This is a genomic window from Streptomyces sp. NPDC014995 (assembly GCF_043080745.1).
Taxonomy (GTDB): Bacteria; Actinomycetota; Actinomycetes; order Streptomycetales; family Streptomycetaceae; genus Streptomyces.
On sequence record NZ_JBIBVX010000001.1, the window covers coordinates 41,525 to 68,470 of the forward strand.

At 72.8% G+C, this 26,946-nt stretch carries 26 protein-coding genes; 13 read left to right on the forward strand and 13 right to left on the reverse strand.

Annotated features, from left to right (window positions below):
* Window positions 1-214 precede the first annotated feature (214 nt).
* Window positions 215-1,744, forward strand: a complete 1,530-nt coding sequence (locus tag ACF1A1_RS00185; protein WP_391643768.1) for a S8 family serine peptidase — start codon at window positions 215-217, stop codon at window positions 1,742-1,744.
* Window positions 1,745-1,912: 168 nt separating this feature from the next.
* A complete protein-coding gene (locus tag ACF1A1_RS00190; RefSeq protein ID WP_391643770.1) occupies window positions 1,913-3,340 on the forward strand; it encodes a CoA transferase in 1,428 nt (475 codons plus the stop codon).
* A 112-nt stretch (window positions 3,341-3,452) separates the two neighbouring features.
* On the opposite strand, the gene ACF1A1_RS00195 is transcribed toward ACF1A1_RS00190, so the two are convergent.
* A complete protein-coding gene (locus tag ACF1A1_RS00195; RefSeq protein ID WP_391643772.1) occupies window positions 3,453-4,121 on the reverse strand; it encodes a lysoplasmalogenase in 669 nt (222 codons plus the stop codon).
* Window positions 4,118-5,110, reverse strand: a complete 993-nt coding sequence (locus tag ACF1A1_RS00200; protein WP_391643774.1) for a sterol desaturase family protein — start codon at window positions 5,108-5,110, stop codon at window positions 4,118-4,120. The genes ACF1A1_RS00195 and ACF1A1_RS00200 overlap by 4 nt, the downstream gene beginning before the upstream one ends.
* Window positions 5,111-5,474: 364 nt before the next feature.
* Between ACF1A1_RS00200 and ACF1A1_RS00205 the strand changes: the two genes are divergently transcribed.
* The 4 genes from ACF1A1_RS00205 (at window position 5,475) to ACF1A1_RS00220 (ending at window position 10,528) form a co-directional block, all read left to right on the forward strand.
* Window positions 5,475-8,111, forward strand: a complete 2,637-nt coding sequence (locus tag ACF1A1_RS00205) for an MXAN_6230/SCO0854 family RING domain-containing protein (protein WP_391643776.1) — start codon at window positions 5,475-5,477, stop codon at window positions 8,109-8,111.
* A gap of 219 nt (window positions 8,112-8,330) precedes the next feature.
* Window positions 8,331-9,374 (forward strand): DEDDh family exonuclease, encoded by a 1,044-nt coding sequence (locus ACF1A1_RS00210; protein ID WP_391643778.1) that lies wholly within the window; start codon window positions 8,331-8,333, stop codon window positions 9,372-9,374.
* A gap of 80 nt (window positions 9,375-9,454) precedes the next feature.
* The gene (locus ACF1A1_RS00215; protein WP_391643780.1) at window positions 9,455-9,688 is read left to right on the forward strand and encodes a hypothetical protein; all 234 of its coding nucleotides are present in this window, start codon (window positions 9,455-9,457) and stop codon (window positions 9,686-9,688) included.
* Window positions 9,689-9,736: 48 nt separating this feature from the next.
* Window positions 9,737-10,528, forward strand: a complete 792-nt coding sequence (locus tag ACF1A1_RS00220) for an SURF1 family protein (protein ID WP_391643782.1) — start codon at window positions 9,737-9,739, stop codon at window positions 10,526-10,528.
* Window positions 10,529-10,618: 90 nt separating this feature from the next.
* Here the strand turns inward: ACF1A1_RS00220 and ACF1A1_RS00225 are convergent, their stop codons facing one another.
* Both ACF1A1_RS00225 and ACF1A1_RS00230 read right to left on the reverse strand, forming a co-directional pair.
* Entirely contained in the window at window positions 10,619-10,825 is a 207-nt protein-coding gene (locus ACF1A1_RS00225) for a CstA-like transporter-associated (seleno)protein (RefSeq protein WP_391643784.1), read from the reverse strand.
* A complete protein-coding gene (locus tag ACF1A1_RS00230) occupies window positions 10,822-12,978 on the reverse strand; it encodes a carbon starvation CstA family protein (protein WP_391643786.1) in 2,157 nt (718 codons plus the stop codon). The genes ACF1A1_RS00225 and ACF1A1_RS00230 overlap by 4 nt, the downstream gene beginning before the upstream one ends.
* Window positions 12,979-13,227: 249 nt before the next feature.
* Here ACF1A1_RS00230 and ACF1A1_RS00235 point away from each other — a divergent pair, with 249 nt between their 5' ends.
* Genes ACF1A1_RS00235 through ACF1A1_RS00255 form a run of 5 tightly spaced genes read left to right on the forward strand, consistent with a single transcriptional unit; the run spans window position 13,228 to window position 18,243 of the window.
* Window positions 13,228-14,784, forward strand: a complete 1,557-nt coding sequence (locus tag ACF1A1_RS00235; RefSeq protein ID WP_391643788.1) for a sodium:solute symporter — start codon at window positions 13,228-13,230, stop codon at window positions 14,782-14,784.
* Window positions 14,781-15,374, forward strand: a complete 594-nt coding sequence (locus ACF1A1_RS00240) for an RNA polymerase sigma factor (RefSeq protein ID WP_391643790.1) — start codon at window positions 14,781-14,783, stop codon at window positions 15,372-15,374. The genes ACF1A1_RS00235 and ACF1A1_RS00240 overlap by 4 nt, the downstream gene beginning before the upstream one ends.
* Window positions 15,371-15,661, forward strand: a complete 291-nt coding sequence (locus ACF1A1_RS00245) for a hypothetical protein (protein ID WP_391643792.1) — start codon at window positions 15,371-15,373, stop codon at window positions 15,659-15,661. The genes ACF1A1_RS00240 and ACF1A1_RS00245 overlap by 4 nt, the downstream gene beginning before the upstream one ends.
* Before the next feature lie 33 nt (window positions 15,662-15,694).
* Window positions 15,695-17,482 carry a glycoside hydrolase family 15 protein gene (locus ACF1A1_RS00250; RefSeq protein WP_391643794.1) on the forward strand — a complete coding sequence of 596 codons (1,788 nt, stop codon included), beginning with the start codon at window positions 15,695-15,697 and terminating at the stop codon, window positions 17,480-17,482.
* Window positions 17,483-17,487: 5 nt separating this feature from the next.
* On the forward strand, window positions 17,488-18,243 hold the full coding sequence (locus ACF1A1_RS00255; RefSeq protein WP_391643796.1) for an SDR family oxidoreductase: 756 nt from the start codon (window positions 17,488-17,490) through the stop codon (window positions 18,241-18,243).
* Between the two features lie 36 nt (window positions 18,244-18,279).
* Here the strand turns inward: ACF1A1_RS00255 and amaP are convergent, their stop codons facing one another.
* From amaP to ACF1A1_RS00280, 5 genes are read right to left on the reverse strand one after another with little or no spacing between them, the layout of a single operon-like run.
* Complete coding sequence (gene amaP, locus ACF1A1_RS00260; protein WP_391645288.1) at window positions 18,280-18,858, reverse strand: alkaline shock response membrane anchor protein AmaP; 579 nt, start codon at window positions 18,856-18,858, stop codon at window positions 18,280-18,282.
* Window positions 18,859-18,863: 5 nt separating this feature from the next.
* On the reverse strand, window positions 18,864-19,505 hold the full coding sequence (locus ACF1A1_RS00265; protein WP_391643798.1) for a DUF6286 domain-containing protein: 642 nt from the start codon (window positions 19,503-19,505) through the stop codon (window positions 18,864-18,866).
* Window positions 19,502-19,921 (reverse strand): Asp23/Gls24 family envelope stress response protein, encoded by a 420-nt coding sequence (locus tag ACF1A1_RS00270; protein ID WP_391643800.1) that lies wholly within the window; start codon window positions 19,919-19,921, stop codon window positions 19,502-19,504. The genes ACF1A1_RS00265 and ACF1A1_RS00270 overlap by 4 nt, the downstream gene beginning before the upstream one ends.
* A complete protein-coding gene (locus ACF1A1_RS00275; RefSeq protein WP_391643802.1) occupies window positions 19,918-20,103 on the reverse strand; it encodes a hypothetical protein in 186 nt (61 codons plus the stop codon). Before ACF1A1_RS00275 ends, ACF1A1_RS00270 begins: the two co-directional genes overlap by 4 nt.
* Window positions 20,104-20,146: 43 nt before the next feature.
* A complete protein-coding gene (locus ACF1A1_RS00280; RefSeq protein ID WP_391643804.1) occupies window positions 20,147-20,629 on the reverse strand; it encodes an Asp23/Gls24 family envelope stress response protein in 483 nt (160 codons plus the stop codon).
* A gap of 86 nt (window positions 20,630-20,715) precedes the next feature.
* On the opposite strand from ACF1A1_RS00280, the gene ACF1A1_RS00285 reads away from it, so the two are divergent.
* Window positions 20,716-21,432 carry a nucleopolyhedrovirus P10 family protein gene (locus ACF1A1_RS00285; protein WP_391643806.1) on the forward strand — a complete coding sequence of 239 codons (717 nt, stop codon included), beginning with the start codon at window positions 20,716-20,718 and terminating at the stop codon, window positions 21,430-21,432.
* A gap of 113 nt (window positions 21,433-21,545) precedes the next feature.
* Here ACF1A1_RS00285 and ACF1A1_RS00290 read toward each other — a convergent pair whose 3' ends face one another.
* From ACF1A1_RS00290 to ACF1A1_RS00300, 3 genes are all read right to left on the reverse strand, one after another.
* Window positions 21,546-22,349, reverse strand: coding sequence for an enoyl-CoA hydratase/isomerase family protein (locus ACF1A1_RS00290; protein ID WP_391643808.1), 804 nt, complete (start codon window positions 22,347-22,349; stop codon window positions 21,546-21,548).
* A 163-nt stretch (window positions 22,350-22,512) separates the two neighbouring features.
* A complete protein-coding gene (locus ACF1A1_RS00295) occupies window positions 22,513-22,734 on the reverse strand; it encodes a helix-turn-helix domain-containing protein (protein ID WP_004002281.1) in 222 nt (73 codons plus the stop codon).
* 335 nt (window positions 22,735-23,069) lie between these two features.
* On the reverse strand, window positions 23,070-24,668 hold the full coding sequence (locus ACF1A1_RS00300; RefSeq protein ID WP_391643810.1) for an ABC-F family ATP-binding cassette domain-containing protein: 1,599 nt from the start codon (window positions 24,666-24,668) through the stop codon (window positions 23,070-23,072).
* Window positions 24,669-24,931: 263 nt separating this feature from the next.
* Here ACF1A1_RS00300 and ACF1A1_RS00305 point away from each other — a divergent pair, with 263 nt between their 5' ends.
* Window positions 24,932-25,345: a VOC family protein gene (locus ACF1A1_RS00305; protein ID WP_391643811.1), complete on the forward strand. Its 414-nt coding sequence runs from the start codon at window positions 24,932-24,934 to the stop codon at window positions 25,343-25,345.
* Window positions 25,346-25,359: 14 nt separating this feature from the next.
* Here the strand turns inward: ACF1A1_RS00305 and ACF1A1_RS00310 are convergent, their stop codons facing one another.
* On the reverse strand, window positions 25,360-26,853 hold the full coding sequence (locus ACF1A1_RS00310) for a hypothetical protein (RefSeq protein ID WP_391643813.1): 1,494 nt from the start codon (window positions 26,851-26,853) through the stop codon (window positions 25,360-25,362).
* Window positions 26,854-26,946 lie beyond the last annotated feature (93 nt).

Genomic DNA, 26,946 nt, shown 5'->3' on the forward strand with positions numbered 1-26,946 from the left:
CCTCGGGCTCCCTGCACAAGGTCACGGCGGCGCGCGTGGACCGGTTCAACTCGATCGGGTACTTCTCGATCGGGTTCTTCGGAAGTCATCGCCGTAGGTCATTGCTGGCCGGCGAGTCAGGAAGATAGCTTCAGGCCTGCACCACCCGTCATGTACCTGCCCAGGCGCGACCGTGTCCTGGGCCGGTCTCGATTCCGGATGATGTGGAGACCCCATGGCTCATCTGCCTTCCAGACGCCGCCTCGCCCTCGCGGTGCCCGTCGTGCTCTCGCTGACCGCCTCCCTCGGCTTCCTGCCGGTGGCGGCCTCGGCGGCCCCGGTCACGACCTCCGCCACGCAGACGGCCGACGCCGGGACCCTGGCGTACGTCGTCAACACGAAGGTGGACCACCGCACGATCGAGTCGGTGAAGAAGGCGATCGCCGCGGCCGGCGGCACCGTCACCGTGGCGTACGAGAAGATCGGCGTGCTCGTCGCGCACTCGGCGAACCCCGACTTCGGCCCGACGATACGCGCGGTGCGCGGAGTGCAGTCGGCGGGCGCCACGCGGACCGCGCCGCTGACCCTCGCGGGGACCACCGATGAGGGAGCGGTGCAGCTCCTGTCGAAGGCGGACGCCGCGAGGACCGCGAGCGCCTCGGCCGCTGCGGGCGAGAGCGAGCCGCTCGAGGCCGACCAGTGGGACCTGCGCGCGATCGGCGCCGACAAGGCCGCGGAGATCAACCCGGGCAGCAAGAAGGTGACGGTCGCCGTGATCGACACCGGCGTCGACGACACCCACCCGGACCTCGCGCCGAACTTCTCGGCGTCCCAGTCGGCCAACTGCGTCGGCGGCGTCGCGGACACCTCCGAGGGCGCCTGGCGTCCGTACACCGAGCAGGACTACCACGGCACGCACGTCGCCGGTGAGATCGCGGCGGCCCGCAACGGCATCGGCGTGGCCGGTGTCGCGCCCGGGGCGAAGGTGTCCAGCATCAAGGTGAGCGACCCCAAGGACGGCCTCTTCTACCCGGAGAACGTCGTCTGCGCCTTCGTGTTCGCCGCCGACCACGGTGTCGAGATCACGAACAACAGCTACTACGTCGACCCGTGGCTGTACAACTGCATGGACGACCCCGACCAGAAGGCCATTGTCGACGCGGTCAACAGGGCCCAGCTGTACGCCCAGAAGAAGGGCACGCTCAACATCGCCTCGGCGGGCAACTCCAACCACGACCTGGACGCGGACGAGATCGTCGACACCAGCAGCCCCGACGACTCCACGCCGGTGACCCGGACGGTCGACCCGCACGTGTGCCTCGACGTGCCGACCCAGCTGCCGGGCGTGGTCACGGTGAGCGCGACGGGCGTCAAGGGCACCAAGTCGTACTACTCCAGCTACGGCCTGGGCGTCACCGACGTGGCGGCGCCGGGCGGCGACCGGTACCAGATCCCGGAGACCCCGTCGGCCAACGGCCGCATCCTGTCGACGATGCCGAACAACGCGTACGGCTTCCTTCAGGGCACCTCGATGGCGTCCCCGCACGTCGCCGGTGTGGCCGCGCTGCTGAAGTCGACCCACCCGTACGCGTCCCCGGCGGCGCTCCAGGCGCTGCTCAAGGCGCAGGCGGACAACCCGGGTTGCCCGACCGAGCCGTACGACGGCAACGGTGACGGCGTGGTGGACGCCACGTGCGTGGGCGGCAAGCGGGTCAACGGGTTCTTCGGCTTCGGTGTCGTGAACGCGTTGCGCGCGGTGAAGTAGGCGAGGCTCCACGGGGCCGGACGGGGATCCGTCCGGCCCCTTCGTCGTTCTGTTTCCCCTGTTCCCGTTCGGTGGGGGCGTGGGATGTCCGGTGCGGGCAGGGGGATCCATGTCCGTGCGGGCACGGGGATCCATCTATTGACTGGATCAATACTGCATAGTGCAGTCATGACTGACATCGCGTTCGCCTGGTCGGAACTGGGCGGCGATCCCGCGCTCCTCACGCGCGTGTCGACCGTCGTGCGAGAGGGCGCCCTCGCGGCACGGCTCCCGGTACGGGAGCTGGCGCGGGCCTGCATCGGCGCGTGCGCGCTGGCCGGTGCGGAGCTGGGGGCGCGGCGGGCCGGGCTCGCGCAGGTGCCCCGGGTCCGGGTGGACGACGGGGCGGTGGCCACCGCGTTCGTGAGTGAACGTCATCTGCTGGTGGACGGCAGGGCGCCGGTCGCCTTCGCGCCGCTGTCGCGGTTCTGGCGGACGGCCGACGGGTGGGTGCGCACCCACGCCAACTACCCGCACCACCGCACGCGGTTGCTGCGGGCACTGGGCCCGGGCCTGCCGGACGACCCGGCCGCCGTCGAGGCGGCACTCGCCGAACGCTCCGCCGTGGAGGTCGAGGAGGCGGTGTACGCCGCCGGGGGCCTGGCCGTGGCGCTGCGCACGCCCGAGGAGTGGGCCGCGCACGAGCAGGCTGCGGAGCTTGCCCGGCGGCGGCTCGTCGAGACCGAGCGGCTGGACACGGCACGCGCGCGTGCGCTCCCGCCTCTGGACGGCACTCTCCTGCTGCCCGCCGCCGGACTGCGCGTGCTGGACCTGACGCGGGTCATCGCCGGCCCGGTCGCCACCCGCACCCTCGCCCTGCTGGGCGCGGACGTCCTGCGGGTGGACGCCCCCCACCTGCCCGAACTCCCGGACCAGCACACCGACACGGGCTTCGGGAAGCGGTCGGCGACCCTGGACCTCGCCGGCGACCGGCGGGCGTTCGAGGAGCTGCTCGCCTCGGCGGACGTCGTCGTCACCGGCTACCGACCCGGCGCCCTGGACCGGTTCGGCCTCTCGCCCGGGGCACTAGCCGAACGCCGACCCGGGCTGGTCGTGGCGCAGCTGTCCGCCTGGGGGGCCTACGGGCCGTGGGGCGGACGGCGCGGCTTCGACAGCCTCGTCCAGACCGCGACCGGTATCGCGGCGATCGAGGGGACAGCCGAGCGGCCCGGCGCGCTGCCGGCCCAGGCGCTGGACCACGGCACGGGCTACCTCCTGGCGGCGGCGGTCCTGCGCGCGCTCACCGAGCAGTCGACGGAGGGCTACGGCCGGCTCGTCCGCGTGGCGTTGGCGCGGACGGCGGCCTGGCTGACGGCGGGGGCGCGGCGGGACGCGGACGAGGATGAGGGTGAGGTCGGCGCCGCGTACGACCGCCCGGAGGCCTGGCTCGGCGAGACCAGCGCGACCGACGCGACCGACGCGACGGGCAGCCGTGTCGGACGGCTGCGGTACGCCCTGCCGCCGGTGTCCTTCGACGGCGGGCCGGGCGACTGGGCGAGGCCGCCGGGCCCGTGGGGGGCGGATCCGGCGCGCTGGGAAACGGATCCGGCGGGCTGAGAAGGCTCGCTGAGAAGTGGATGGGCACGCCCCTGGCGGGCGGGGCCGGCACACCGGGCTCGGGCTTCTCGGCTCCGCTGCTCCGCCGCTCCAGCGATCCGCCCGGGTGCGCTCAGGGGGTGGTCGCGGGCACCTCACCGTGCGCCGTCGGCGCGAGCCGCGCGTCCAGGGCGCCACGGGTCAGCAGGAACTGCGCGGCGACGTACGTGAGCATGATCCAGAAGTCGGGGCGCGGGAGTTGCGGCCAGTCGGCGACGCCGGTCGCGATGAGGGTGTCGGAGAGCAGGAACAGTGCGCCGCCCAGCCCGGCGACGAGGCCGAGCCGGGTGGCGGCGGTGTACGCCATGGCCGTGAGCAGTGTGCTGTAGCAGGCGACGGGGACCCGGAGGTCCGCCGGGAGGTCCGGCCACAGCAGGACGACGGTGGTGATCAGGGCGGTGGTGTAGCAGGGGGCGAGGAGGTCGGCACGCGCGCGTGGGAGGCCGTGTCCGCGTCCGTGGAAGAGGGCGAGATAGCAGACGTGGCCGGCCGCGAACGAGGCCATGCCGGCGAGGAAGGCGGGGTCGGCGTCGAAGAGGAGCAGGGTGTCGCCGCCCCAGCCGCACAGGAGGGCGGCGACGAGGAGCCGGGGTGCGCCGCTTACGGCGGCCCAGGCGGCCAGGAGCGGCATCAGCAGGGGCTTGGCGACGAGGTGGCCGGGCGGGAAGCCGACCGCGAGGCTGACCAGATCCGCGGCGGTGGCGACGGCGAAGGCGGCGAGGAGGAGACGGGAGCGGGTCACGCGGACGTGGTCTCCTCGACCGGCCCGGAGGCCGGGTCCGGGGTGGTGGCGGGGGCGGTCGTGGTGGCGGGGGCGGTCGTGGTGACGGGCGCGGTCGTGGTGACGGGCGCGGTCGTGGTGGCGGGCGCGGTCGTGGTCACGGAGGCGGTCGTGGTGGCGGGAGCCGGCTGCCAGCCCGGCCCGCCGAACACGCGTCCCGCCCGCTCGCGCCAACTGCGCGCCGCCCTGAGGTCCTTGGCGATGGCGACGTACTCATGGGTGGCCACCTTGATCGGGTTGAACGTGTTGATGTTCTTCGTCAACCCGTAGACGGGCCGCTCCACCTCCGGCACGAACGACCCGAAGAGCCGGTCCCAGACGATGAGGATGCCGCCGAAGTTGCGGTCCAGGTAGCCGCCCTGGGAGGCGTGGTGGACGCGGTGGTGGGAGGGCGTGTTGAACACGAACTCGAACCAGCGGGGCATCTTGTCGATGCGCTCGGTGTGGATCCAGAACTGGTAGACGAGGTTCGCCGAGGAGCAGAAGGCGAGCGCGGCCGGGTGGACGCCGGCGGCGACGAGCGGGACGTAGAAGGGCCAGACGGTCAGGGACGTCCAGGGCTGGCGCAGCGCGGTGGTGAGGTTGAACTTCTCGCTGGAGTGGTGGACGACGTGGCAGGCCCACAGGATGCGGATGACGTGGTGGCCGCGGTGGGACCAGTAGTAGAAGAAGTCCTGCGCGAGCAGCATCAGCGGGATCGTCCACCACAGGACGGGGACCCGCAGCGGGGTCAGTTCGTAGAGGGCGGTGTAGATCGCGACGATCGGGATCTTCCAGAGGAAGTCGAAGCCGAGGCTTCCGAGTCCCATGCCGATGCTCGTGGCCGCGTCCTTGGCCTCGTAACCGGCCGCGTCCTCGTCGGGATGGAGGCGGACGCTGATCATCTCGACCACGGTGAGCAGTACGAAGGCGGGTATCGACCACAGCACGACATCGGGCAGGTTCGGCATGGGGGCACCGTAGAACCGCTGGTGGGCTGCGGCTAGACGTTGTTACCGACAAGTATTACCGACGGTACGCGCTTGCTTCTTGGCGATCTCGGCCAAGAGCGCCACCGCTGGTGACGGCCGGGGCCGCGCGCTCGCGCCGCCGACGGTCGCGGGCGCCGTACCCACGGCGCGAATAATCGGTGGCGGGCCCTTTCCGCCCCGTCCTACAGTCGTGGTCACGGGGGCGGCTCCGCCGCGTGCTTCCTTCTTCACTCCTACGAATCCCGTAGCGCGCCCACTCTCCGCCCCCGTTTCGACCGGCCTCTCGACTGACCTCCCGCCCCGACGACTTCGGGGCTCTTCCATGCGTTCCGGGGGATTCCGCTTGTCCGTACTCGCGTCCGTGCTGCTCCGCCGTCTCCGTACCGTCTACGTCGACCAGGCCGGGCCACGGCCGGGCGACCCGCCGACGGACGAGGGGCTCGTCGCGCTCGAAGCGGAGCTGCTGGACCGGGGGTTCGCACCGAACGCGCAGTTGCGGGCGGCGCTGGCGTGGCTGGGCCCGGCCGGACTGGCCGACGCGGGGCGCCAGGTGATCGCGCACATCGACGCCGAACTGGGCGCCGACCGCACACACATGCCGCTGTTCCGCAGCTTCCCGGCCTCGGTGCCCGACGACACGTTCCAGCTGTGGATCGACCGTGTCTTCACGCTGCTGTTGCAGTGGCCGAAGCAGCCGTGCGTGCTGTGCGGCACGGTCGGCAGCGTGCACCCCGTGTCGCCGTGCGCGCATCTGGTGTGCCGGGAGTGCTGGGACGGCGCCGACTACTCGGGCTGCCCCCTCTGCCACCGCCGGGTCGACCCCGACGAGCCGTTCCTGAAGCCGGCGCGTCCACGGCACGCGCGCGAGGTGTCCGTGGGTCCGCTGAAGCTGCTCGCGCTCGGGCGGGACGTGCGCGCCGACGCCGTGACGGCGCTGCGGACGCTGCTGGCCCGGCGTACGCCGCTGCCGCCGCGGGACCGGGAGGACCTGGCGGTGCTGCTGGCCCACGCGCCGGCGGGGGTGGAGTGGTTCCCGCGGGACATCCCGGTGCGGGAGACGAAGGCGCTGGTGCTGGGGCGGATGCTGCGCGTGCGCGAACGGCGCGCGGACGCCCTGGAGTTGATCGACCGGCACCTCACGACCGCGACGGACGTGCTGCGGCTGCTGTGCGTGTGGTCCGGGGGCGAGGGCGATCTGATCGAGCCGCCGCGGATGCGGTCGCTGCCGCGCGCGCTGCGCCGCCGGCTGCTCGCCGTGCTCGACGGGCTGCCCGCGCCGTCGCTGGTGGAGGACGTGCTGCGGCACCCGGTCCCGTGGAAGCGGGCCGCGGAGGTCCTGCATCCGTACGAGCAGTTCGCCCGCCATCCGAAGGCCGCGACGGCGTTCGCGGTGCTGCGCGGGACGGACCTCGCGCGGGCCGCCGACGACGGCACGGGCACCGCGGGGGCGGCGCTCGGCGAGGCCCTGCTGCGGATCGCCGCCGCCCACCCCGACGCCGTACGCGTCGACGGCTCCCGGCTGCGTGCCGTCACCTGGAGTGCCCGCGTCGAGCAGGCGCTGGCCGAGAAGGACGCCGAGGGCGCCCTCGCGCTGCTGGCCCGGCGCCCCGGTGAGCTGCTGCGCCGCCTCGACCACCTGCTGCGGTTGCGCGAACTCGACGTGCTGCCCGAGGGCTTCGCGGACGTGCTGCGACGCGCGCTGCCCCAGGCGGGCCCGGCGCCGCTGCTGGCCGCGCTCGGGCGGCTGCGGGTCCGCCATCTGCCGTCCGGGCGGCGGGTCTTCTTCCCGCGCGGCCAGGTCACGCACGCGTACACCCTCGACGACACCCGCGGCCCGCTGTCGCCTGCGGTGACACGCGAGGTGTGCGCGCTGCTGGAGGCGGAGGCGGTGCGCCGGCTGGCCGCCGCGCCGCGCGTGGAGCTGGCCGTGCTGGACTCGGCGCTCACCGGCCTCGCGGTGCCGGCCACCGAGCGCGCCGACACCAAGACCCTGGTCACCGTGGCGCGCGGCAGCACGCAACCGCTGCCCGACGGCGAGGTCATGCGTCTGTTCCTGCACTGGACGGAGCCCGCGAAGACCCGCGTCGACCTCGACCTGTCGGTGGCGCTGTACGACGAGAACTGGGAGTTCGTCGACCTCTGCGACTACACCAACCTCGTGTACGGCGACCGGTGGGCGGTGCACTCCGGCGACCTGACGTCGGCCCCCGCGCCGCACGGTGCGACCGAGTACGTCGACCTTGACCTCACCTCGCTCGGCGACCTCGGCGTGCGGTACGCGCTGCCCGTCGTCTTCAGCTTCAACGACATCCCCTTCGAGCGGCTCCTGGACGCCTTCGCGGGCTTCATGACGCTCCCCTCGGCCGCCGAGGAGGCACGGGACGCGTCGTACGACCCGCGCACCGTGCGCCAGCGCTACGACCTGGTCGGCGACTCCCGAATCCACGTCCCGCTCGTGGTGGACCTGCGCCACCGCACGTTCCTGTGGACGGACCTGCACCTGTCGGCCGCCGAGGGCTACCACGACGTGCACCGGCACGCCGCCGACCTGGGCCGGGCCGGCCGGGACCTGCACCAGTACTTCGCCTCCGGCCGTACGACGCTGTGGGACCTGGCGGTGTGGCACGCCGCCGCCCGCACGGACGAGGTCGCGGTGGTACGGCGCGCGCCGCGGCCGGGCGCCGGCGACCAGCTGTGGCACTACGTCCGGCGGGACGGCGAGGCCGACACGGCGTTCGCGGCACGCGTACGTGCGCTGGACGTGCCCGAGCGGCGCGAGCGGCCGGACGGCGACGGTGCCCGCGCCGACGGGCTGGCCGCCGAAGCCGCCGCCGAGAAACGCGTGTTGCTCGCGCTGGTGCACGGCGGCGTGGCACCGGAGCGGGCCTCCGGGGAGGTGTACCGGCTGCTGCCCGGCCCGGTCGACGGCTGCGGTCTGACGCCGCTGGCGGCCGGGGACCTGGTGGCGGCGCTGGGCTGACGGCCCGCCGGTACGGACCGGCCGCCGCGGTGCCGCTGCCGCCCGCCCCGCGTCCCGCGCCGGCTCCGCACCCCGCGCCGGCTCCGGGCCGCGCCCGAACTGCCGTACCCCCCGGGCACCTTCCGTCCGTCTTCGTCTCGCACGCGCGTGTGGCCGCGCCCGGCGCGCTACCGGGAGGCGGGTACGGAGTGTCAGTGGCGGCCCGTATCCTCAGGGACCATGCTCGAAGACCGCATGCCCACCGTGTCCTCCCCCATGGAGTGGCCGGCCGCGTATCCCCAGGGGTACGCGGTCGTTGACGTGGAGACCACCGGCCTGGCCCGTGACGACCGGATCATCTCCGCCGCCGTCTACCGGCTGGACGCGCGCGGTGAGGTCGAGGACCACTGGTACACGCTGGTCAACCCGGAGCGCGACCCGGGCCCGGTGTGGATACACGGTCTGACGAGCGACACCCTGGAGGGCGCCCCCCTGTTCCGCGAGGTCGCCGAGGAGTTGGCGGCCCGGCTCGCGGACCGGGTGCTCGTGGCGCACAACGCGGTCTTCGACTGGCAGATGATCGCGCGGGAGTACGCGCGCGCGGAGCGCGAGGCCCCGGTGAGGCAGCGGCTGTGCACCATCGCGCTCTCCAAGGAGCTGGGCCTGCCGCTGCCCAACCACAAGCTGGAGTCGCTGGCCGCCCACTTCGGCGTCGTCCAGCGGCGCGCGCACCACGCGCTCGACGACGCACGCGTGCTGGCGGAGGCGTTCCGGCCGAGCCTGCGAGCGGCGGCGGCGGGCGGCGTACGGCTGCCGCTGCACGAGTGCCGTCCGCTGACGGAGTGGCAGGACCGGCCCGCTCCCCGGATCGGGCAGCAGCCAGGCGGTTCCGGCGGGTACGGCAGCTACCGGCCCGGCAGTTGGCGCCCGTCCCGGAAAAGGCCCGCGTGTCCCTATCCCAACCCCGGACGGTACGAAGAGGGCAAAAGGCTCAAGCAGGGCATGCGGGTGGCCTTCTCGGGTGACACGTCGGTCGAGCGCGAGCTGCTGGAGGACCGCGCGACCGAGGCGGGGCTGCATGTGGCGACGAGCCTGTCACGGCTGACCAGCCTGCTGGTGACCAATGACCCCGACTCGGGCACGTCGAAGGTGGTCAAGGCGCGGCAGTTCGGGACGCCGGTCGTCGACGAAGCCGCCTTCGGGCAGCTGCTGCGGGACGTGGAGCCCGCGGCGGGGGACGCGGAGCCGCCCGCGGCGGGGGACTCGACGCCCGCGGACCGGTGACCCGTACGTACGGGTGATTGCCGCGCGACTCGCCCGTCACCAGCTCGCCCGCGCCACGGCGACCACTCACCCTGTGGCCCATGGCGAGATGCGAAGTTTGTGGCAACGACTACGGAATGACCTTCGAGGTGCACGCGCAGGGCGCGGTGCACGTCTTCGACTGCTTCTCCTGCGCGATCCACCGCATGGCCCCCATCTGCGAGCACTGTCGCGTGCAGATCATCGGCCAGGGCGTCGAGGTCGAGGGCCACTGGTACTGCGGCGCCCACTGCGCGCGGGCGGAGGGGAAGGTGGGCATCATCGACCGCGTCTGACCGCACCCTGCCGGAGGCACCCCACGGCCCGAGAGGTACCGTCGTGGGGTGTACCGCTTCCTGTTGTCCCGGCAGTGGGTGATCCTCACGCTGGTCGCCCTCCTCCTCATCCCCACGATGATCAGGCTGGGCTTCTGGCAGATGCACCGCTACGAGGAGCGCAGCGCCCGCAACCAGCTGGTCTCCGAGGCGCTCACCGCCGCACCGGTGCCGGTGGAGAGGCTGACCTCCCCGGGACACACCGTCACCACCGACGAGCGGTACCGCAGCGTGACCGCCACGGGCCACTTCGACACCGACCGGGAAGTCGTCGTCAGGCGGCGTGTCAACGCCGACGAGGAGGTCGGGTTCCACGTCCTCACCCCGTTCGTCCTGACGGACGGCAAGGTGCTGCTGGTCAACCGCGGCTGGATCCCCGCCGACGGCCCGAGCCAGACCGCGTTCCCCGAGGTCCCCGCGCCGCCCGCAGGCGAGATCACCGTCACCGGGCGGCTGATGCCCGACGAGACGACCGCCGCCAGCGGCATCAAGAACCTCAAGGGACTGCCGGACCGGCAGGTCATGCTCATCAACAGCGAGCAGGAGGCCGAGCGCCTCGGCGCCCGGGTGCTGGGCGGCTACATCGCGCAGACGGCCCCCGAGCCCAAGGGCGACAGCCCCGAGCTGATCGGCAGGCCCGGCGACGAGGATGCCGCGCTGAACTACGCGTACGCCATCCAGTGGTGGCTGTTCTCCGCCTGCGTGCCCGTGGGATGGGTGATCCTGGCCCGCCGCGAGCGGCGCGACCGGGCGCAGGCGGCACGGCAGGAGACGGAGCCGGCCGAACCGGCGACGGTGTAGCAGGACACCTCCACGGGTCCACCCTCACCCGTCCGTGCCACGCCCGCGACCACCCGTGCCGCCCCCGCGGCACGGGTGGTCGCGGCTCGGTCAGCAGCAGCGGCTCTGCGCGTGCTCCTCGCCGTGCCGCGCGCGCAGCACCTGGTACTCGCGGCGGGTCGGGATCGGGGCGAGCGGGTGGTGGCGCCGGTGCCGCTCGCAGTGGCGGTCGTACGCCGACTCCCCGGTCAGCTCGCGCAGGTACCAGCGCACCGCCCGCGCCCAGCGCACGGCCCCCGCCCAGCGGGGACCCCTCACGACTGGACCCCCGCGAGCGGCTCGGCGGCCGGCTGCGACGGTGTGTCGATGCGGGACTCGACGTACGGCGCCTCGGACGTGGGCAGCGTGCCCGGCGCGCGGACGGCCCGGACGCACACCACCGCCGCGTTCACCAGCACCACGGCGACGAGCAGCAGGAACAGGGCGATCAGGACGCCGTCGACCGTGGAGTTGGTGACCACCGTGTGCATGTCGTCGAGGGACTTGGCGGGCGGCAGGACCTGGCCGGCGTCGATGGCGTCGGCGTACCGGGCGCGCTGGGCGAAGAAGCCGATCTTGGGGTTGTCGGAGAAGATCTTCTGCCAGCCGGCGGTGAAGGTCACCGCCACCACCCAGGCCAGCGGGACGCCCGTGACCCAGGCCCAGCGCAGCCGTCCGGACTTGATCAGGACGGTGGTGCAGACGGCCAGGGCGATCGCGGCGAGGAGTTGGTTGGCGATGCCGAAGAGCGGGAAGAGCTGGTTGATTCCGCCGAGGGGGTCGGTGGCGCCGATGTAGAGGAAGTAGCCCCAGGCGGCGACGACGAGGGCGCTGCACAGCCAGATGCCGGGCTTCCAGTTGACCCGGCCGACGGGCTTCCACACGTTGCCGAGCATGTCCTGGAGCATGAAGCGGCCGACCCGGGTGCCCGCGTCCACCGTGGTCAGGATGAACAACGCCTCGAACATGATGGCGAAGTGATACCAGAAGGCCTTCATCGCGGTGCCGCCGAAGACCCCGGAGAAGATCTCCGACATGCCGACGGCCAGGGTCGGCGCGCCGCCGGAGCGGGCGATCAGGGTCTGTTCCTCGACCGCCTTGGCGGCCTGGGTGAGCTGGTCGGGGCTGATGGTGAAGCCGAGGCCGGCCACCGCCTGGGACGCGGACTCGGCCGTCGTACCGAGCAGTCCGGCGGGGGCGTTCATCGCGTAGTACAGGCCGGGCTCCAGGGTCGCCGCGGCGATCAGCGCCATGATCGCGACGAACGACTCCATCAGCATGGCGCCGTAGCCGATCATCCGGACCTGGGACTCCTTCTGGATCAGCTTCGGGGTGGTCCCGGAGGAGACCAGGGCGTGGAAGCCGGACAGGGCGCCGCAGGCGATGGTGATGAAGAGGAAGGGGAAGAGCGCGCCCGCGAAGACGGGCCCGGCGCCCGAGGTGGCGAAGTCGCTCACCGCGTCCGCCCTGAGCACGGGCGCGGCCACGACCACACCGACCGCGAGCAGCGCGATGGTGCCGATCTTCATGAAGGTGGAGAGGTAGTCGCGCGGCGCGAGCAGCATCCACACGGGCAGGACCGAGGCGACGAAGCCGTAGCCGATCAGGCAGAAGACGAGGGTCGTCGGGCTCAGGGTGAAGGTGTCGGCCCACGAGGAGTTCTGCACCCAGCTGCCGCCGATGATCGCGAGCAGCAGCAGCGCCACCCCGATGAGACTGGTCTCGACGACCCGGCCCGGGCGGATGCGGTGCAGCCAGAAGCCCATGAACAGGGCGATCGGGATGGTCATCGCGACGGAGAAGGTGCCCCACGGGGAGTGGGCCAGCGCGTTGACCACGACCAGCGCGAGCACGCCCAGCAGGATGATCATGATGGCGAACACGGCGATCAGGGCCGCGGCTCCGCCCGCCCGGCCGATCTCGTCACGGGCCATCTGTCCCAGTGACGTGCCGTCCCGGCGCATCGACAGGAACAGCACCACCATGTCCTGCACGGCCCCGGCGAAGATCACGCCGGCGACTATCCACAGCGTGCTGGGCAGGTATCCCATCTGGGCGGCGAGGACCGGACCGACCAGCGGTCCGGCGCCCGCGATCGCGGCGAAGTGGTGGCCGAGCAGCACCCGGCGGTCGGTGGGCTGGAAGTCGACGCCGTCCTCCAGCCGTTCGGCCGGGGTGGCGCGGCGGTCGTCCGGCTTCAGCACCCGCCGGGCGATGAAGCGCGAGTAGAACCGGTAGGCGATGGCATACGAGCCGAGCGCGGCCAGGACCAGCCAGACAGCGGAGACCTCCTCGCCCCGGACCAGCGCCAGGACGCCCCAGGCGAGGGCGCCGAGCAGGGCGACGGCGGTCCACAGCAGGATCGACCTGAGTGATATACGCGACTTTTCCGGCACAGGACGGCCGTTTTCGGACAGGGTGGACGCAGGCATGGCGGCTCCTCGCTCGGACTGCGCGGGTGAAAAGGGGTGTTCGGTATCCCCAACCGTGCGGATCAGCGGTGGCGACGCCCGTGGGCTCCTCCGGGCTCCCGCCCGCTGTCGGTCTGTGCAAGAGTTGCCCGCCCGCCGGAACCGGTTGACAGCGAATTTCCAGAAGATTTCCCGCCGGTTCCCGTCAACCGAACCGGCCACTCGCGCAACCAACGGTCGAGGGCACAGGAACACCAAGGACGGTGACCCATGGCCGACGGAGCCATGATCGCGACATTCCTCGCCGTGATCGGCGCGGCGTCGCTGTTCGCCGTCACCGCCCGGCGCCTGCGCCCCAGCGACCGGCTCCCCTCCCTCGAGGGCTGGGCGCTGGCCGACCGCAGCCTGGGCCCGGCGTGGACCTGGCTGCTGCTCGGCGGCACCATCTTCACCGCGTACACCTTCACCGCCGTACCGGGACTGGCGTACGGCAACGGCGCGCCCGCGTTCTTCGCGGTGCCGTACACGGTGATCATCTGCCCGCTCGCCTTCGTCCTGCTGAGCCGCCTGTGGAGCGTGGCCCGCCGGCACGGCTACGTGACCGCCGCCGACTTCGTGCGCGGACGGTACGGGTCGCCGCCGCTGGCCCTGGTGGTCGCGCTGACCGGGATTCTGGCGACCATGCCGTACCTGGCCCTGCAACTGCTCGGCATACAGGCGGTGCTGACCGCCGGCGGTGTCTCTCCGCGCGGCCCGGCCGGGGACCTGGTGATGGTGGCGCTGTTCGCGGGGCTCGCGGTGGCCACCTACCGGCACGGGCTGCGCGCGCCCACGGTGATCTCCGCGCTGAAGGCGGTGGCGGTGTTCGTCTCGCTCACCGCCGTGTGCTGGCTGGTCCTCGAACGGCTCGGCGGCCCCGGCCCGGTCTTCGAGGGCGCGGCCCGGCGGCTCGGCGGGACGGACCTCGCCCACTCCCCGCTGCTGCTCTCCCCCGCGCAGCAACCCGCGTACGCCACGCTCGCCCTCGGCTCCGCACTGGCTCTGCTGATGTACCCGCACGTGCTCACCGCCGCCTTCGCCGCCGACGGGGCGCGCACCTTGCGCAAGGTCTCCGTGGCGCTGCCCGCCTGGACGGGCCTGCTCGCCCTCTTCGGCTTCCTCGGGATCGCGGCCCTCGCGACGGGGGTGCGGGCCCCCCGGGGCGGCGCCGAGGCCGCCGTGCCGATGCTGGTCGACCGGCTGATGCCGGCGCCGCTGGCCGGGCTGGTGTTCGCCGCGATCACCGTGGGCGCGCTGGTCCCGGCCGCCGTCATGTCGATCGCCGCGGCGACGAGCTTCGTGCGGAACGTGTACGTCGAGTACGTCCATCCGACGGCCACGCCCAAGCGGCAGGTGCGCATCGCGAAGGCCGTGTCGCTCACCGCGAAGGTGGGCGCGGTGGCGTTCGTGTTCGGGCTGCGCGACCAGGATGCCGTCAATCTCCAACTGCTCGGCGGCGTGTGGATCCTGCAGATCTTCCCGGCCGTGGCCGTCGGGCTGTTCACCGCCCGGCTGCACCCGAGGGCCCTGCTCGCGGGGTGGGCCACGGGCATGCTGGCCGGCACCCTCATGGTCGTCCGCGAGGGCTTCTCGTCCATCGTGACCCTCGGTTTCGGACCACTGGAGATCTACGCCGGGCTGGCGGCGCTGCTGCTCAACGTGGCCGTCGCGGTGGCCGGCACCGCCGCCCTCGAACGCCTCGGCGTCCCGCGCGGCGCCGACACCACCGACCTGCCGTCCCGCCTGACCGTCAGGCGACGCCCCGAGACGGGAGCGAACAACCCGTGAGACGCAGACACCTCCTTCCCGTGCCGGAGCCGGAGCCGTCGCTCGCCGGGCCGGCCGAGCCGCTCGCCCCCACGGCGGTCGACCCGGCCGAACTGGAGCGCGAGGCCGGTCTCGCCCGGCTCTTCGAGCTGCACTACTCCTCGATGCTGCGGCTCGCCGTACTGCTCGGCGCCGACGACCCGGAGAACGTGGTGGCCGAGGCCTACTACCAGATCTACCGCAAGTGGCGGCGGCTGCGGGACGTCGAGGCGGCGGAGGCGTATCTGCGCTCCACCGTCTGCAACCTGACCCGGATGCGGATACGCCACCTCCAGGTCGCCCGCAAGCACGTCGAGAACCCGCCCGAACTCCCGGACGAGACCGTCGCCTCCGCCGAGAACACCGCGCTGCTCCGCGACGACCAGCGGGTCCTGATCGACGCCCTCCAGCAGTTGCCCGCGCGACAGCGGGAGGCGCTGGTGCTGCGACACTGGCTCGGACTGAAGGAGAGCGAGATCGCCGCCGCGATGGGCATCTCCTGCGGCTCCGTCAAGACCCACACCTCACGCGGCCTTGCCGCCCTGACCCAGGCGATGGAGGCCCGGCGATGAACGACACCGGTCACGACCGCACGGAGCGGGAGCTGCGCGAAGCCCTGGAGGCGCTGGCCGACGGGGTGCGGGCGGCCCCCGACGCCTATCGCACGGCACGGGGCGAATGGCTGCGCAGGGAACGCCGGCGACGGCTGGTGCTGGCCGTCCTGATCGCCGTCGTCTTCACCCTGGCGACGCTGATCGGGCTGTGGGTGCTCAACCAGTCCCCCGCGAACCCCGGCGTGATCTTCTCGGGCGCCGACGGCACGGTGGGCCACGCCTCACTCCCCCGGCCGCAGCCCTGATTGCTCCCCCCTTCCGCCGGGAACCCGCACCCCGTGCATCCCCGTATCGAGGACTACGCCCTCATCGGCGACGAACAGACCGCCGCCCTGGTCGGCAAGGACGGCTCCATCGACTGGCTGTGCCTGCCCCGCTTCGACTCCGCCGCCTGCTTCGCGCGTCTCCTCGGCGGCGAGGACAACGGCCACTGGCGCATCGCGCCCAAGGACGTCCGCGGCCCCTGCACGCACCGCGCCTACCGCCCCGGCACCCTCGTCCTGGACACCGAGTGGGAGACGGACGAGGGCGCGATCCGCGTCACCGACCTGATGCCACAGCGCGACCGGGCCCCGGACGTCGTACGCGTCGTGGAGGGCCTGCGCGGCCGGGTCACCGTCCGCAGCACACTGCGGCTGCGCTTCGACTACGGCTGGGTCGTGCCCTGGATGCGCCGGGTCGACGGGCACCGCGTGGCGATCGCCGGACCGGACGCGGTCTGGTTCCGCAGCGAGCCGGCCGTGCGCACCTGGGGCGAGGACTTCGGCACGCACGCGGAGTTCACCGTCGCCGCGGGCGAGTCGGTCGCGTTCGTGCTGACCTGGCACCCCTCGCACCACCCGCGTCCACCGCTCGTCGACCCGTACGAGGCGCTGCGGGCCAGCGTCGAGGACTGGCAGGCGTGGTCGGCCCGCTGCTGCTACCACGGACCCCACCGGGACGCCGTCCTGCGCTCCCTGATCACCCTGAAGGCCCTCACCTACGTGCCGACCGGCGGCATCGTCGCCGCGCTCACCACCTCCCTGCCCGAGGAGATCGGCGGCATCCGCAACTGGGACTACCGCTACTGCTGGCTGCGGGACTCCACCCTCACCCTGGGCGCGCTGCTGGCGGCCGGCTACCAGGAGGAGGCCGAGGCCTGGCGCAACTGGCTGCTGCGCGCCGTCGCGGGCGACCCGGCGGACCTTCAGATCATGTACGGGCTTGCGGGTGAGCGGCGGCTGCCCGAGTGCGAACTGCCCTGGCTCCCCGGCTACCTGGGCTCCACACCGGTGCGCATCGGCAACGGCGCCGTGAACCAGCTGCAACTGGACGTCTACGGCGAGGTCATGGACTCGCTGTCGCTGGCCCGCACCGCCGGCCTGTCCCCCAGGCCGCACATGTGGTCGTTGCAGTGCGCGCTGATGAAGTGGCTGAGCGAGCACTGGCGCCAGCCCGACGAGGGGCTGTGGGAGGTGCGCGGCGGCCGCCGCCAGTTCGTGCACTCCAAGGTGATGGTGTGGGTGGCCGCCGACCGGGCCGTCCGCGCCGTGGAGCGGTACCCCAAGCTGCACGGCGACCTGGAGAAGTGGCGGGCGCTCCGCGACGAGGTGCACCGCGAGGTGTGCGAGAAGGGCTACGACCCGGAGCGGAACACCTTCACCCAGTACTACGGCTCGCGCGAGCTGGACGCCTCCTTGCTGCTGATCCCCCGCGTCGGCTTCCTGCCGCCCGACGACCCGCGCGTGGTCGGCACCGTCGACGCGGTCCGCGCAGAGCTCGGCCACGGCGGTCTGGTACGCCGCTACAGCACCGACGGCATGATGGTCGACGGCCTGCCGGGCGGCGAGGGCACCTTCCTGGCGTGCTCGTTCTGGCTCGCCGACGCGCTGCACATGACGGGCCGCACCAAGGAGGCCCACGAGCTGTTCGAGCGGCTGTGCGGGCTCACCAACGACGTGGGTCTGCTGGCGGAGGAGTACGACCCGCTGACCGGCCGCCACCTCGGCAACTTCCCCCAGGCGTTCAGCCACATCGGCCTGGTCAACACCGCCCTCACCCTGTTCGACGGCGAGCAGGCAGGATAGGAGCCATGGATCTTGGACTGAAAGACCGGGTGTACGTCGTCACCGGGGCCACGCGCGGTCTCGGCAACGCCGCCGCGCGCGAGCTCGTCGCGGACGGCGCGAAGGTGGTCGTCACCGGACGGGACGCGCAGCGTGCCGCCGAGGCGGCGAAGGAACTGGGGCCGAACGCCGTCGGGGTCGCCGTGGACAACTCCGACCCCGAGGCGCCCGCGCGGCTGATCACGGCCGCGCGCGAGCACTTCGGCGGGTTCGACGGCATCCTCGTCAGCGTCGGCGGGCCGCCGCCGGGGTTCGTCGCCGACAACACCGACGAGCAGTGGCAGTCGGCGTTCGAGTCGGTGTTCCTGGGCGCGGTGCGGCTCGCGCGGGCGGCGGCGGGCGAGCTGGAGGCCGGGGGTGTCATCGGGTTCGTGCTGTCCGGGTCGGTGCACGAGCCGATTCCGGGGCTGATGATCTCGAACGGGCTGCGGCCCGGACTCGCCGGCTTCGCGAAGTCGCTCGCGGACGAGCTGGGGCCGCGGGGGATCCGCGTCGTGGGGGTGCTGCCGGCGCGGATCGACACCGACCGTGTGCGCGAGCTGGACGGGCTGTCGGCCGATCCGGAGGCCACCCGGGCCGCGAACGAGGCGCGGATCCCGTTGCGGCGGTACGGGACGCCGGAGGAGTTCGGCCGCACGGCGGCCTTCCTCCTGTCGCCGGCCGCCTCCTATCTGACCGGGATCATGCTGCCCGTCGACGGCGGGATGCGGCACGGGTTCTGACGGTCCCGCCGCCGGCACGGGCGGCCCCGACCGCCGTCAACTCACCCTTTCCGCGCGGTGCCGGGCCGTCCGCAGGCGGACCTTCGCCGGGAGGGACGTCAGGGCCGCCGAGTCCCGCGCGTGGACCAGGGACTCGGTCGTCAGATGGGTGAGGGCGTCCGCCGGGTCCACATGGGGTTCCAGCACGAGCCGCACATGAGCCTCGGGGGCGTGCCTGCGGCCCGTCAGGTGGGTGTGGGCGTGCGCCACGCCGTCCAGGCGGGCCGCGTCGGCGGTCAGTACGCCTTCCAGGGCCCGGCCTCGGAGCAGGGCTCCCGCGCCGTCGCCGGTGTCGACGAGGACCTCGTGGAGCCGGTGCCGGCGCAGGTTCACGACCAGCCACCACAGGGCGAGCAGGACGAGCAGCGTGAGGACGGCGAAGACGGCCGGCCACCACCAGGGCTCGTCCCGCCGGCCGGTGCGTTCGGCGGTGCTGAGCAGGACGTCGTGCGGGCCGTCGTGGATCCACCAGGAGGGCGGGGAGGCGCCCAGGCCCACGGCCAGCACCGCGCCGCCGACGACGACCAGGACGAGCCCCACGAGCCCCAGTGCCGCACGGTTGACCGTCCGGAGCATCGTCCTCACCCCTTCCTTCCGGGCCGGCGCACGTGCACCGACAACTTGGGCGGGTGGGCGAGGCCCAGGCCGCGGACCGCGTCACCGAGCACGGCGTCCAGGTCGGCGCGTACCTCGTCCACGTCGCGGAAGTGGGAGACCGCGCGGACGTCCGCCCTGCGGCGGCCCGCGCGCACCCGTACCGACTGCACGCCGGCGATCTCCATGGCCCGGTCGCGCAGCACCAGCGCGGCGGCACCCCGGTGCAGACCGGCGCGGACGTCGGGGTGGGTGCGGTGCATGGGCAGGAGGTCGCGCAGACCGGGAGTGACGGCGAGGGCCAGCAGCCACAGGCCGAGGGCGGCGGTGACGCCCGCGCCGACGAGCACCCAGATGTCGTCCAGAGGCCGTTCGGCGAGCTGCCGGGCCAGCTCGCGGCGCACGTGCAGGGCCGGCCGGTCGAGGCGGACCGCGGCGATGTCGTAGAGGAAGGCGCCCGCCAGGCCCAGCAGCGGGAGCGCGACGACGGTCGCCGGGACGCGGCGCGCCGACCAGAACCGGCCGCTCCTCGCCACGGGGGCGGCCGGGGTCTCCGGTACGTCCTCGGGGATCTTCTCCAGGACCGGCAGGTGCTGTGTGGTGCCCTCGGAGCTCCGGGGCTCGCTCATCGCGTCCTCCCGTGTGCCACGCCGTGTGCCGCCGTCAGGTGCAGCCGTTCGACCCGGACCGCGACTTCCGGCACCTCCATTCCCACCAACGCGCCTACCCGCTCGGTGACATGACGACGCACCGCGTGGCAGCGCGGGCCGATGTCGGTCGGGTAGTCGAGTTCCAGATGCACGCTGATGTGGGCGGCTTCGACGGGGGTCCCGCCGCTCGAGGGAAGCCGGGCGTGGGGGTGGACGACGACGGTGGCGTGCGGGTGGGCGGCGGCGGGCGGCAGCGGCCCGACCGCCTCGCGTGCCGCCTGCGCGGCGATCTTCGCCACGACCCGGTCGGCGATCCGGGTCGCGCCCCGCTCGCCCGCCGGGACCGCGGTCGGGCGGGTGCCTGGCGCGCCGGTCCCCTCGCTCACGGACGTCACCGGCGCCGGTTGTCACGCGTACGGAAGAAGTCGCCGAGATCCAGGTCCCCCTCGAGGAACCGGCCGACGACGAAGCCGATGGCGCCCAGGGCCGCCACCAGCACGAAGGCCCCGAACCCGCCGAAGTATCCGGCGAATCCCAGTGCCATGCCGGCGATCATGCCGACCACGGCCATGTTCAAGGTGTACTCCCCTCAGCGGTCCGGTCGCCCGGTTGCCGACGCGTCACTGGAGCCGGGACTCCGGCTCCTCGTCCTCTTCCTCGGGCAGCTTGACGTCGCTCACCGCGATGTTGACCTCGACCACCTCGAGGCCGGTCATCCGCTCCACGGCCGCGATGACGTTCTCGCGCACCTCCCGCGAGACGTCGATGATCGACACTCCGTAGTCGACGACGATCTCGAGGTCGAGCGCGGTCTGCACCTCGCCGACCTCTGCCTTGACGCCACGTGTCACCGACTTGGCCCCGCCGGGCACCCGGTCCCGCACGGCGCCGAACGTGCGGCTGATGCCGCTGCCCATCGCATGGACGCCCATGACGTCCCGTGCCGCCAGTCCGGCGATCTTCTCCACGACTCCGTCGGCGATCGTGGTGCGCCCGCGGGATGCAGGGTCTCCGCCGCCACGCCGGGTGGCCTTGCGGGTCTGCACGGCCTCGGAGCCGCTGTCGGGGGTCTGCGTCCGGTTCTGCTCCGTTGTCTCGCTCATCGCCGTACGTCCTTTTCGGTCGTCCTCCTTCGACCACCGTAAGCGCCGAGGCGCATCCTCGCTCTGGGATGCGGCAGGCTGGAGGAATGACGGCGGAGAGATGGACGCGTACGGTGCGGGAGCAACTGGGTCTGGGCAGGCTGCTGCCGCTGGGCGGGCCGCGGGACGGCGCGTGGATCGCGGAGGATGCGGCGGAGGCGGTGCTGCGGCGGGCGGCGCGGGGGCTACCGGACGTGCGCCTGGGCCCGCTGCGGATCGCGGTGGCCGATCCCGGCGGCGGGTACGAGCCGGTCGTACCGCCTCCGCCGAGCGCTCTGCCGCCGGGGCCCCTCCGGGTGACGGCGGACTTCGCGGCGGGGGCGTCCGAACCGCTGCCGACGACGGCGGCGCGGCTGCGGACGGCCCTGGCGACGGCCGCCGCGGAGCGGCTGGGGCTGGTGGTGGCGGAGGTGGATCTGCGGGTGACCTCGCTCCTGGAGGAAGGCGCCGAGGAAGAGGCGCCGCAGGAGGTGCGGGCTCCGCGGTCGTCCGGGGTGGTGCCGGAGGGGGACGAGGGGCGGGTGGCCTCGGCGGCTCTCTCCGTGCCGGGGGTCACGGGGCTGACCGATGTGCTCGGGCGGGCGGTCCGTGTCGAGGAGCGGCAGGACGGGAGCGCCGCCCTGCCGCGTCGGCACGTGCGCGTCGAGATCGCGGTGGGCGCGGGCCACCGGGCGCTGGACGTGGCCCGGGCGGTCCGCGCCGTGGTGTCGGAGGCGTTGCGGGATCAGCCGACGGTGGCGGTGCTGGTGACGGCGGCGGGCTGAGCGCCCAGGCACCGCCGTCTCAGGCACCGCGTGTCATGCGCCGCGTGTGGATGCGCCGTGCCTCGGACGCCGCGCTTCATGCGCCGTGTTCGGGCGAGCCTCGGTCAGCGCTGTCATTCGCCCATGCCGGCGAGGTCGCGCAGGCGTCGGGCCTGGGCGGCGCGCTCGGCGGCCCGCTGCTCGTCGTAGGCACGGTCGCCCGCGCCGCGCAGCAGCGCCTTGGTCTCGACGACGGCGTCCCGGGGCGCGGCGAGGATCGCCGCGGCCAGTTCACGGACCGTGGCGTCCAACTCGGCCGCGGGCACGGCGACGTTGGCGAGCCCGCAGCTCACCGCCTCCTCGGCGTGCACGAAACGGCCGGTCAGGCAGATCTCGACGGCGCGGCCGTAGCCGACCAGGGAGACGAGGGGGTGCGTGCCGGTGAGGTCCGGTACGAGGCCGAGGCCGGTCTCGCGCATGGCGAACTGCACATCGTCGGCGACGACGCGCAGGTCACAGGCGAGCGCGAGCTGGAAGCCCGCACCGATGGCGTGGCCCTGGACGGCGGCGATGGACACGAGGTCGTTCCGTCGCCACCAGGTGAAGCCCTCCTGGAACTCGGCGATGGCGGCGTCGAGTTCGGCGTCGCCACTGCGCGCGAGGTCGATGAAGGAGGGTTCGCCCTCGATCCCCTCGGGCGTGAACATCTGCCGGTCGAGGCCGGCGGAGAAGGACTTGCCCTCGCCGCGCAGCACGACCACACGGACGGAGCCCGGCAGTTGCCGCCCGGCTTCGGCGAGCGCGCGCCACATGGCGGGGCTCTGCGCGTTGCGCTTGGCCGGGTTGGTCAACGTCACCGTGGCGAGCGTGTCGTCGACGGTGAGCCGTACGCCGTCCTTGTCGAGCAGGGGAGCGAGTTCCCGGTCGGGCGAAGCCATGGGGCGCCTCCGATGAGTGCGGTCAGCAGAGCGATGCTGGGAGCGTTGCTAAGTGACTGCACAGTAACCACCCGGCCGATCTGGGGATCCCCCGGGCCCCTTCAAGGGCCCCGGGGGGAGATCAACCGGGTGGCCACCATCGAAGCCGGTGAGCCGCCCGGAATCAGGACGAGGCGGCCTTCTTGCCCCGCGTCGCGCCACCACGCCCACGGAGCGTGACGCCCGACTCGCTGAGCATCCGGTGTACGAAGCCATACGAGCGGCCGGTTTCCTCGGCCAGTGCCCGGATGCTCGCACCGGAGTCGTACTTCTTCTTCAGGTCTGCCGCGAGCTTGTCGCGCGCGGCGCCGGTCACCCGGCTGCCCTTCTTCAGAGTCTCGGCCACCCGTGCCTCCTCATGGGAAGTGCGCTCTGGTCTCCTCATGATCACCCCTCCGGGGCGTGATGGCCACCCATTCGGCAAGGTCCGTGCGACAGGGTTTTGACGACAGGAGCGCGCCCCCACAAACGGAACCTGTCATTCCATGCGGTGGCGTTCGTACGGCCGAACGGGTTCTTTCGTGAAGTGCCAGGTCAGGGACGCACAACGGCCGACCCCTTGTCGACAAAGGGATCGGCCGCGAAATCGATGTAGGACACACCTCGATACGAGGAGATCTCACACAGATGATGGATCACCAGTAGGCCGAATGATCCATACGCCGTGGATCACTCATTCGATCAAGCCAGGGCGACGAGATCCGCGTAGTCGGAGCCCCACAGGTCCTCGACGCCGTCGGGGAGCAGGATGATCCGCTCGGGCTGGAGCGCCTCGACGGCTCCCTCGTCGTGGGTGACGAGGACCACCGCGCCCTTGTAGGTGCGCAGCGCGCCGAGGATCTCCTCACGGCTGGCGGGGTCGAGGTTGTTGGTGGGCTCGTCGAGCAGCAGCACGTTGGCCGAGGAGACGACCAGGGTGGCCAGGGCGAGACGGGTCTTCTCGCCGCCGGACAGGACACCGGCGGGCTTGTCGACGTCGTCGCCGGAGAACAGGAACGAGCCGAGCACCTTGCGGACCTCCACGAGGTCCATGTCGGGGGCCGCGGAGCGCATGTTCTCCAGGACCGTGCGGTCCGGGTCGAGGGTCTCGTGCTCCTGGGCGTAGTAGCCGAGCTTGAGGCCGTGGCCGGGGACGACCCGGCCGGTGTCGGGCTTCTCCACCCCGCCGAGCAGCCGCAGCAGGGTGGTCTTGCCGGCGCCGTTGAGGCCGAGGATGACGACCCGGGAGCCCTTGTCGATGGCCAGGTCGACGTCGGTGAAGATCTCCAGCGAGCCGTACGACTTCGACAGGCCCTCGGCCATCAGCGGGGTCTTGCCGCAGGGCGCGGGCTCGGGGAAGCGGAGCTTGGCCACCTTGTCGGACTGGCGGACCGCCTCCAGGCCGGAGAGCAGCTTGTCGGCGCGGCGGGCCATGTTCTGCGCGGCGACCGTCTTGGTGGCCTTGGCGCGCATCTTGTCGGCCTGCGAATGCAGGGCCGCGGCCTTCTTCTCGGCGTTGGCGCGCTCGCGCTTGCGGCGCTTCTCGTCGGCCTCGCGCTGCTGCTGGTACAGCTTCCAGCCCATGTTGTAGACGTCGATCTGGGAGCGGTTGGCGTCCAGGTAGAACACCTTGTTGACGACCGTCTCGACCAGGTCGACGTCGTGGGAGATGACGATGAAGCCGCCGCGGTAGGTCTTGAGGTAGTCCCGCAGCCAGATGATCGAGTCGGCGTCGAGGTGGTTCGTCGGCTCGTCCAGCAGCAGGGTGTCCGCGTCCGAGAACAGGATGCGGGCCAGCTCGACACGGCGGCGCTGACCGCCGGAGAGCGTGTGCAGCGGCTGGCCGAGGACGCGGTCGGGCAGGTTGAGCGCGGCGGCGATGGTGGCGGCCTCGGCCTCGGCGGCGTACCCGCCCTTGGTGAGGAACTCCGTCTCCTGGCGCTCGTACTGCTTGAGGGCCTTCTCGCGGGTGGCGCCCTGGCCGTTGGCGATCCGCTGTTCGTTGTCGCGCATCTTGCGGATCAGGGTGTCCAGGCCGCGCGCGGAGAGGATGCGGTCGCGGGCGAGGACGTCGAGGTCGCCGGTACGGGGGTCCTGCGGGAGGTAGCCGACCTCGCCGGAACGGGTGACGGTGCCGCCGGCCGGGATGCCCTCGCCGGCCAGGACCTTGGTCAGCGTCGTCTTGCCGGCGCCGTTGCGGCCGACCAGGCCGATGCGGTCGCCCTTGGCGACACGGAAGGAGGCGTTCTCGATGAGGATGCGGGCACCGGCGCGCAGCTCGATGCCGGAGGCGGAGATCACGGACAGACTCCAGAGCGGGTGGGTGGCGGGAAGGGCGGCTGAGGACGTTCCCGCCGTCTAATGCGCGAGGAGAATGGCCATGGGGGCCAGTCTAACGGTGCCGTGCAACCACTTTTTCTGCGTTCGGGTGTTCGATCTTCCCGTGCCCCGTCGTGACTCTGCGCGAGGGGCGTTGTCAGTGGTGGCTGCCAGACTGGGCAGCGGATGACATTTCCGGCGGGAATCACCAGGGTTCCGGCGGGGATCACAAGGGAGTGATCGGCATGGCGGGGACGAGCGGTGGGCGTCCGAGCATCTACCCGACGGTGCTGTACCGGGACGCGAAGGCGGCGATCCGGCAGCTCACGGAGGCCTTCGGGTTCACCGAGCTGTCCGTGTACGAGGGGGAGAACGGCTCCGTGCTGCACGCCGAGCTGGTGCAGGGCAACGGCGCGGTGATGCTGGGCTCGAAGGGCCGCGGCGGTGTCTTCGACACCGTCATGAAGGACGCGGGCCCGACCGGGGTGTACGTCGTGGTGGACGACGTCGACGCCCACCACCGGCGGGCCGTGGAGCACGGCGCGGAGATCCTGATGCCCCCGACGGACCAGGACTACGGTTCCCGGGACTACATGGCCCGGGACGCCGAGGGCAACATCTGGAGCTTCGGCACCTACGCGCCCGAGATACAGGGCTGACGGCTGCCCGGGGGTCAGTTGCCCCCGGTGTGGACCTGGAAGGCGGCCCGGCGGACGGCCTTGGCCAGGGCCGGGTCGGGGTGTGCGGCGGCGAGCGCGACCAGGACCTGCACCGTGCGCGGATGTCCGACGGCACGCACCTCGTTCAGCAGCGCGGGGACGGTCGGCTGCAGCGCGGACTCCAGGTGCCGCACCAGCATCGGCGCCTCGCCGTGGTCGGCGACGGCCGCGGCGGTGTCGACCCACAGCCAGGTGGCCTCCTCCCGGGTCAGCACCTCGTGCGCGTCCTCGGGGTCCACACCGTCGTGCTCGGCCAGCCACAGCAGCGCGTACGGCCTCAGGGCCGGCTCCTCGACGACGGCGCGGACGTCGGGCTCGGCGGGGGCGCCGACGACGCGCAGCGCCTCGAAGGCCAGGCCGCGCAGCAGGGCGTCCTCGCCGCGGGCGGCCGACAGCAGCTCGGTGACGGCGCTGCCGACGGGGCGGGCGGCGAGCCAGGCCCGGTACTCGGCGCGGGCGGCGTTCGGACGGAGCTGGGCGCAGCCGCGGAGCATCTCCTCGGCGGCGACCTCGATGTTGCCGGCGGGACTCTGCGCGGCGACGCAGATCTGTTCCAGCTTGACCCAGACCGCCCAGTTGCCGAGCGGGGTGAGCGTCGCCTGGCCGTCGCCGTAGGTGAGGGCGCCCACGGAGGCGAGGGCGTGCAGGGCCCAGTCGAGGAGGGGGGCGAGTTCGGAGGCCTGGGCGGGCTCCGCCGGATCGGCGTCGGCGGAGGGGGCCGGGCGCGGGGGGAGGGGCGGGGGCGGGGCGGTGGCCGGGGTCTCGGGGCTCGTGGTGACGGCCTCGGGGTTCGTGGGTACGGGCTCGGGGCCGTAGGAGACCTCGCAGCGCTCGGTGCGCAGTTCGATGACGCGCTGGCGCAGGAGGTCCAGGAGCTGGTCCACGGGGACGGGGCCGGCGGACAGCTGGAGGAAGGAGAGCACCTGCGGCATGGCCGAGACGACCTCGGCGACGGCGGCGGCCTCCTGGTCGGCGGGTTCCGGGGTGGCGAGCGACCAGGCGTCGAAGAGGGCGACCCAGCCGCGCAGTACGGCGCTGTCGTCGCGGTCCCAGGCGCGCAGGCGCCAGCCGGGGCGGGCACTGTCGCCGTGCACCTCGACGAGGCCGGCGAGGCGCGCGGTGTCCCAGTCGGCGCGAACCTGAGCCGGGGTCAGACCGAGGTCGCCCGCCGCCCGTTCGGCGGTCGCGTCCGAGAGGGTGGCCTTGCCGTCGTCGGTCGCCCCGTTGCGGCCGGGGCCGAGGGCGGCGTCGGCCCAGCGGGCGAGGCGGGCGGCGTCGGCGAGACCTGAGCGCGCCATTCTGGCCAGCTCTGCCGGGGCCGGGGTGCCCTCCGGTGGGCGGGGCGCGGGGCGGCGCGGGCGCCGCTGGTTCACAGCTGAGGGGGCGGCGGCCAGGGGTCGCGGGCGGACGAGTCGAAGCCTGGAGTCGCGCGGGATACGGGACGTCACGGGTGCAGTCTTCCGGTTGACGGTCCGAAAACCCAAACGGAACGTCACGACGGGCTGAGGGACTGGCCAAGGCATGGGGGGCGGAAAGGGGTG

What these genes read in the sequence shown, in the direction of transcription:
- ACF1A1_RS00185 (WP_391643768.1), top strand. Translation starts at nt 215, where the DNA reads ATGGCTCATCTGCCTTCCAGACGCCGCCTCGCCCTCGCGGTGCCCGTC.
- ACF1A1_RS00190 (WP_391643770.1), top strand. Translation starts at nt 1,913, where the DNA reads ATGACTGACATCGCGTTCGCCTGGTCGGAACTGGGCGGCGATCCCGCG.
- ACF1A1_RS00200 (WP_391643774.1), bottom strand. Translation starts at nt 5,110, where the DNA reads ATGCCGAACCTGCCCGATGTCGTGCTGTGGTCGATACCCGCCTTCGTA.
- ACF1A1_RS00210 (WP_391643778.1), top strand. Translation starts at nt 8,331, where the DNA reads ATGCTCGAAGACCGCATGCCCACCGTGTCCTCCCCCATGGAGTGGCCG.
- ACF1A1_RS00215 (WP_391643780.1), top strand. Translation starts at nt 9,455, where the DNA reads ATGGCGAGATGCGAAGTTTGTGGCAACGACTACGGAATGACCTTCGAG.
- ACF1A1_RS00230 (WP_391643786.1), bottom strand. Translation starts at nt 12,978, where the DNA reads ATGCCTGCGTCCACCCTGTCCGAAAACGGCCGTCCTGTGCCGGAAAAG.
- ACF1A1_RS00235 (WP_391643788.1), top strand. Translation starts at nt 13,228, where the DNA reads ATGGCCGACGGAGCCATGATCGCGACATTCCTCGCCGTGATCGGCGCG.
- ACF1A1_RS00245 (WP_391643792.1), top strand. Translation starts at nt 15,371, where the DNA reads ATGAACGACACCGGTCACGACCGCACGGAGCGGGAGCTGCGCGAAGCC.
- ACF1A1_RS00255 (WP_391643796.1), top strand. Translation starts at nt 17,488, where the DNA reads ATGGATCTTGGACTGAAAGACCGGGTGTACGTCGTCACCGGGGCCACG.
- amaP (WP_391645288.1), bottom strand. Translation starts at nt 18,858, where the DNA reads ATGCTCCGGACGGTCAACCGTGCGGCACTGGGGCTCGTGGGGCTCGTC.
- ACF1A1_RS00265 (WP_391643798.1), bottom strand. Translation starts at nt 19,505, where the DNA reads ATGAGCGAGCCCCGGAGCTCCGAGGGCACCACACAGCACCTGCCGGTC.
- ACF1A1_RS00280 (WP_391643804.1), bottom strand. Translation starts at nt 20,629, where the DNA reads ATGAGCGAGACAACGGAGCAGAACCGGACGCAGACCCCCGACAGCGGC.
- ACF1A1_RS00285 (WP_391643806.1), top strand. Translation starts at nt 20,716, where the DNA reads ATGACGGCGGAGAGATGGACGCGTACGGTGCGGGAGCAACTGGGTCTG.
- ACF1A1_RS00290 (WP_391643808.1), bottom strand. Translation starts at nt 22,349, where the DNA reads ATGGCTTCGCCCGACCGGGAACTCGCTCCCCTGCTCGACAAGGACGGC.
- ACF1A1_RS00305 (WP_391643811.1), top strand. Translation starts at nt 24,932, where the DNA reads ATGGCGGGGACGAGCGGTGGGCGTCCGAGCATCTACCCGACGGTGCTG.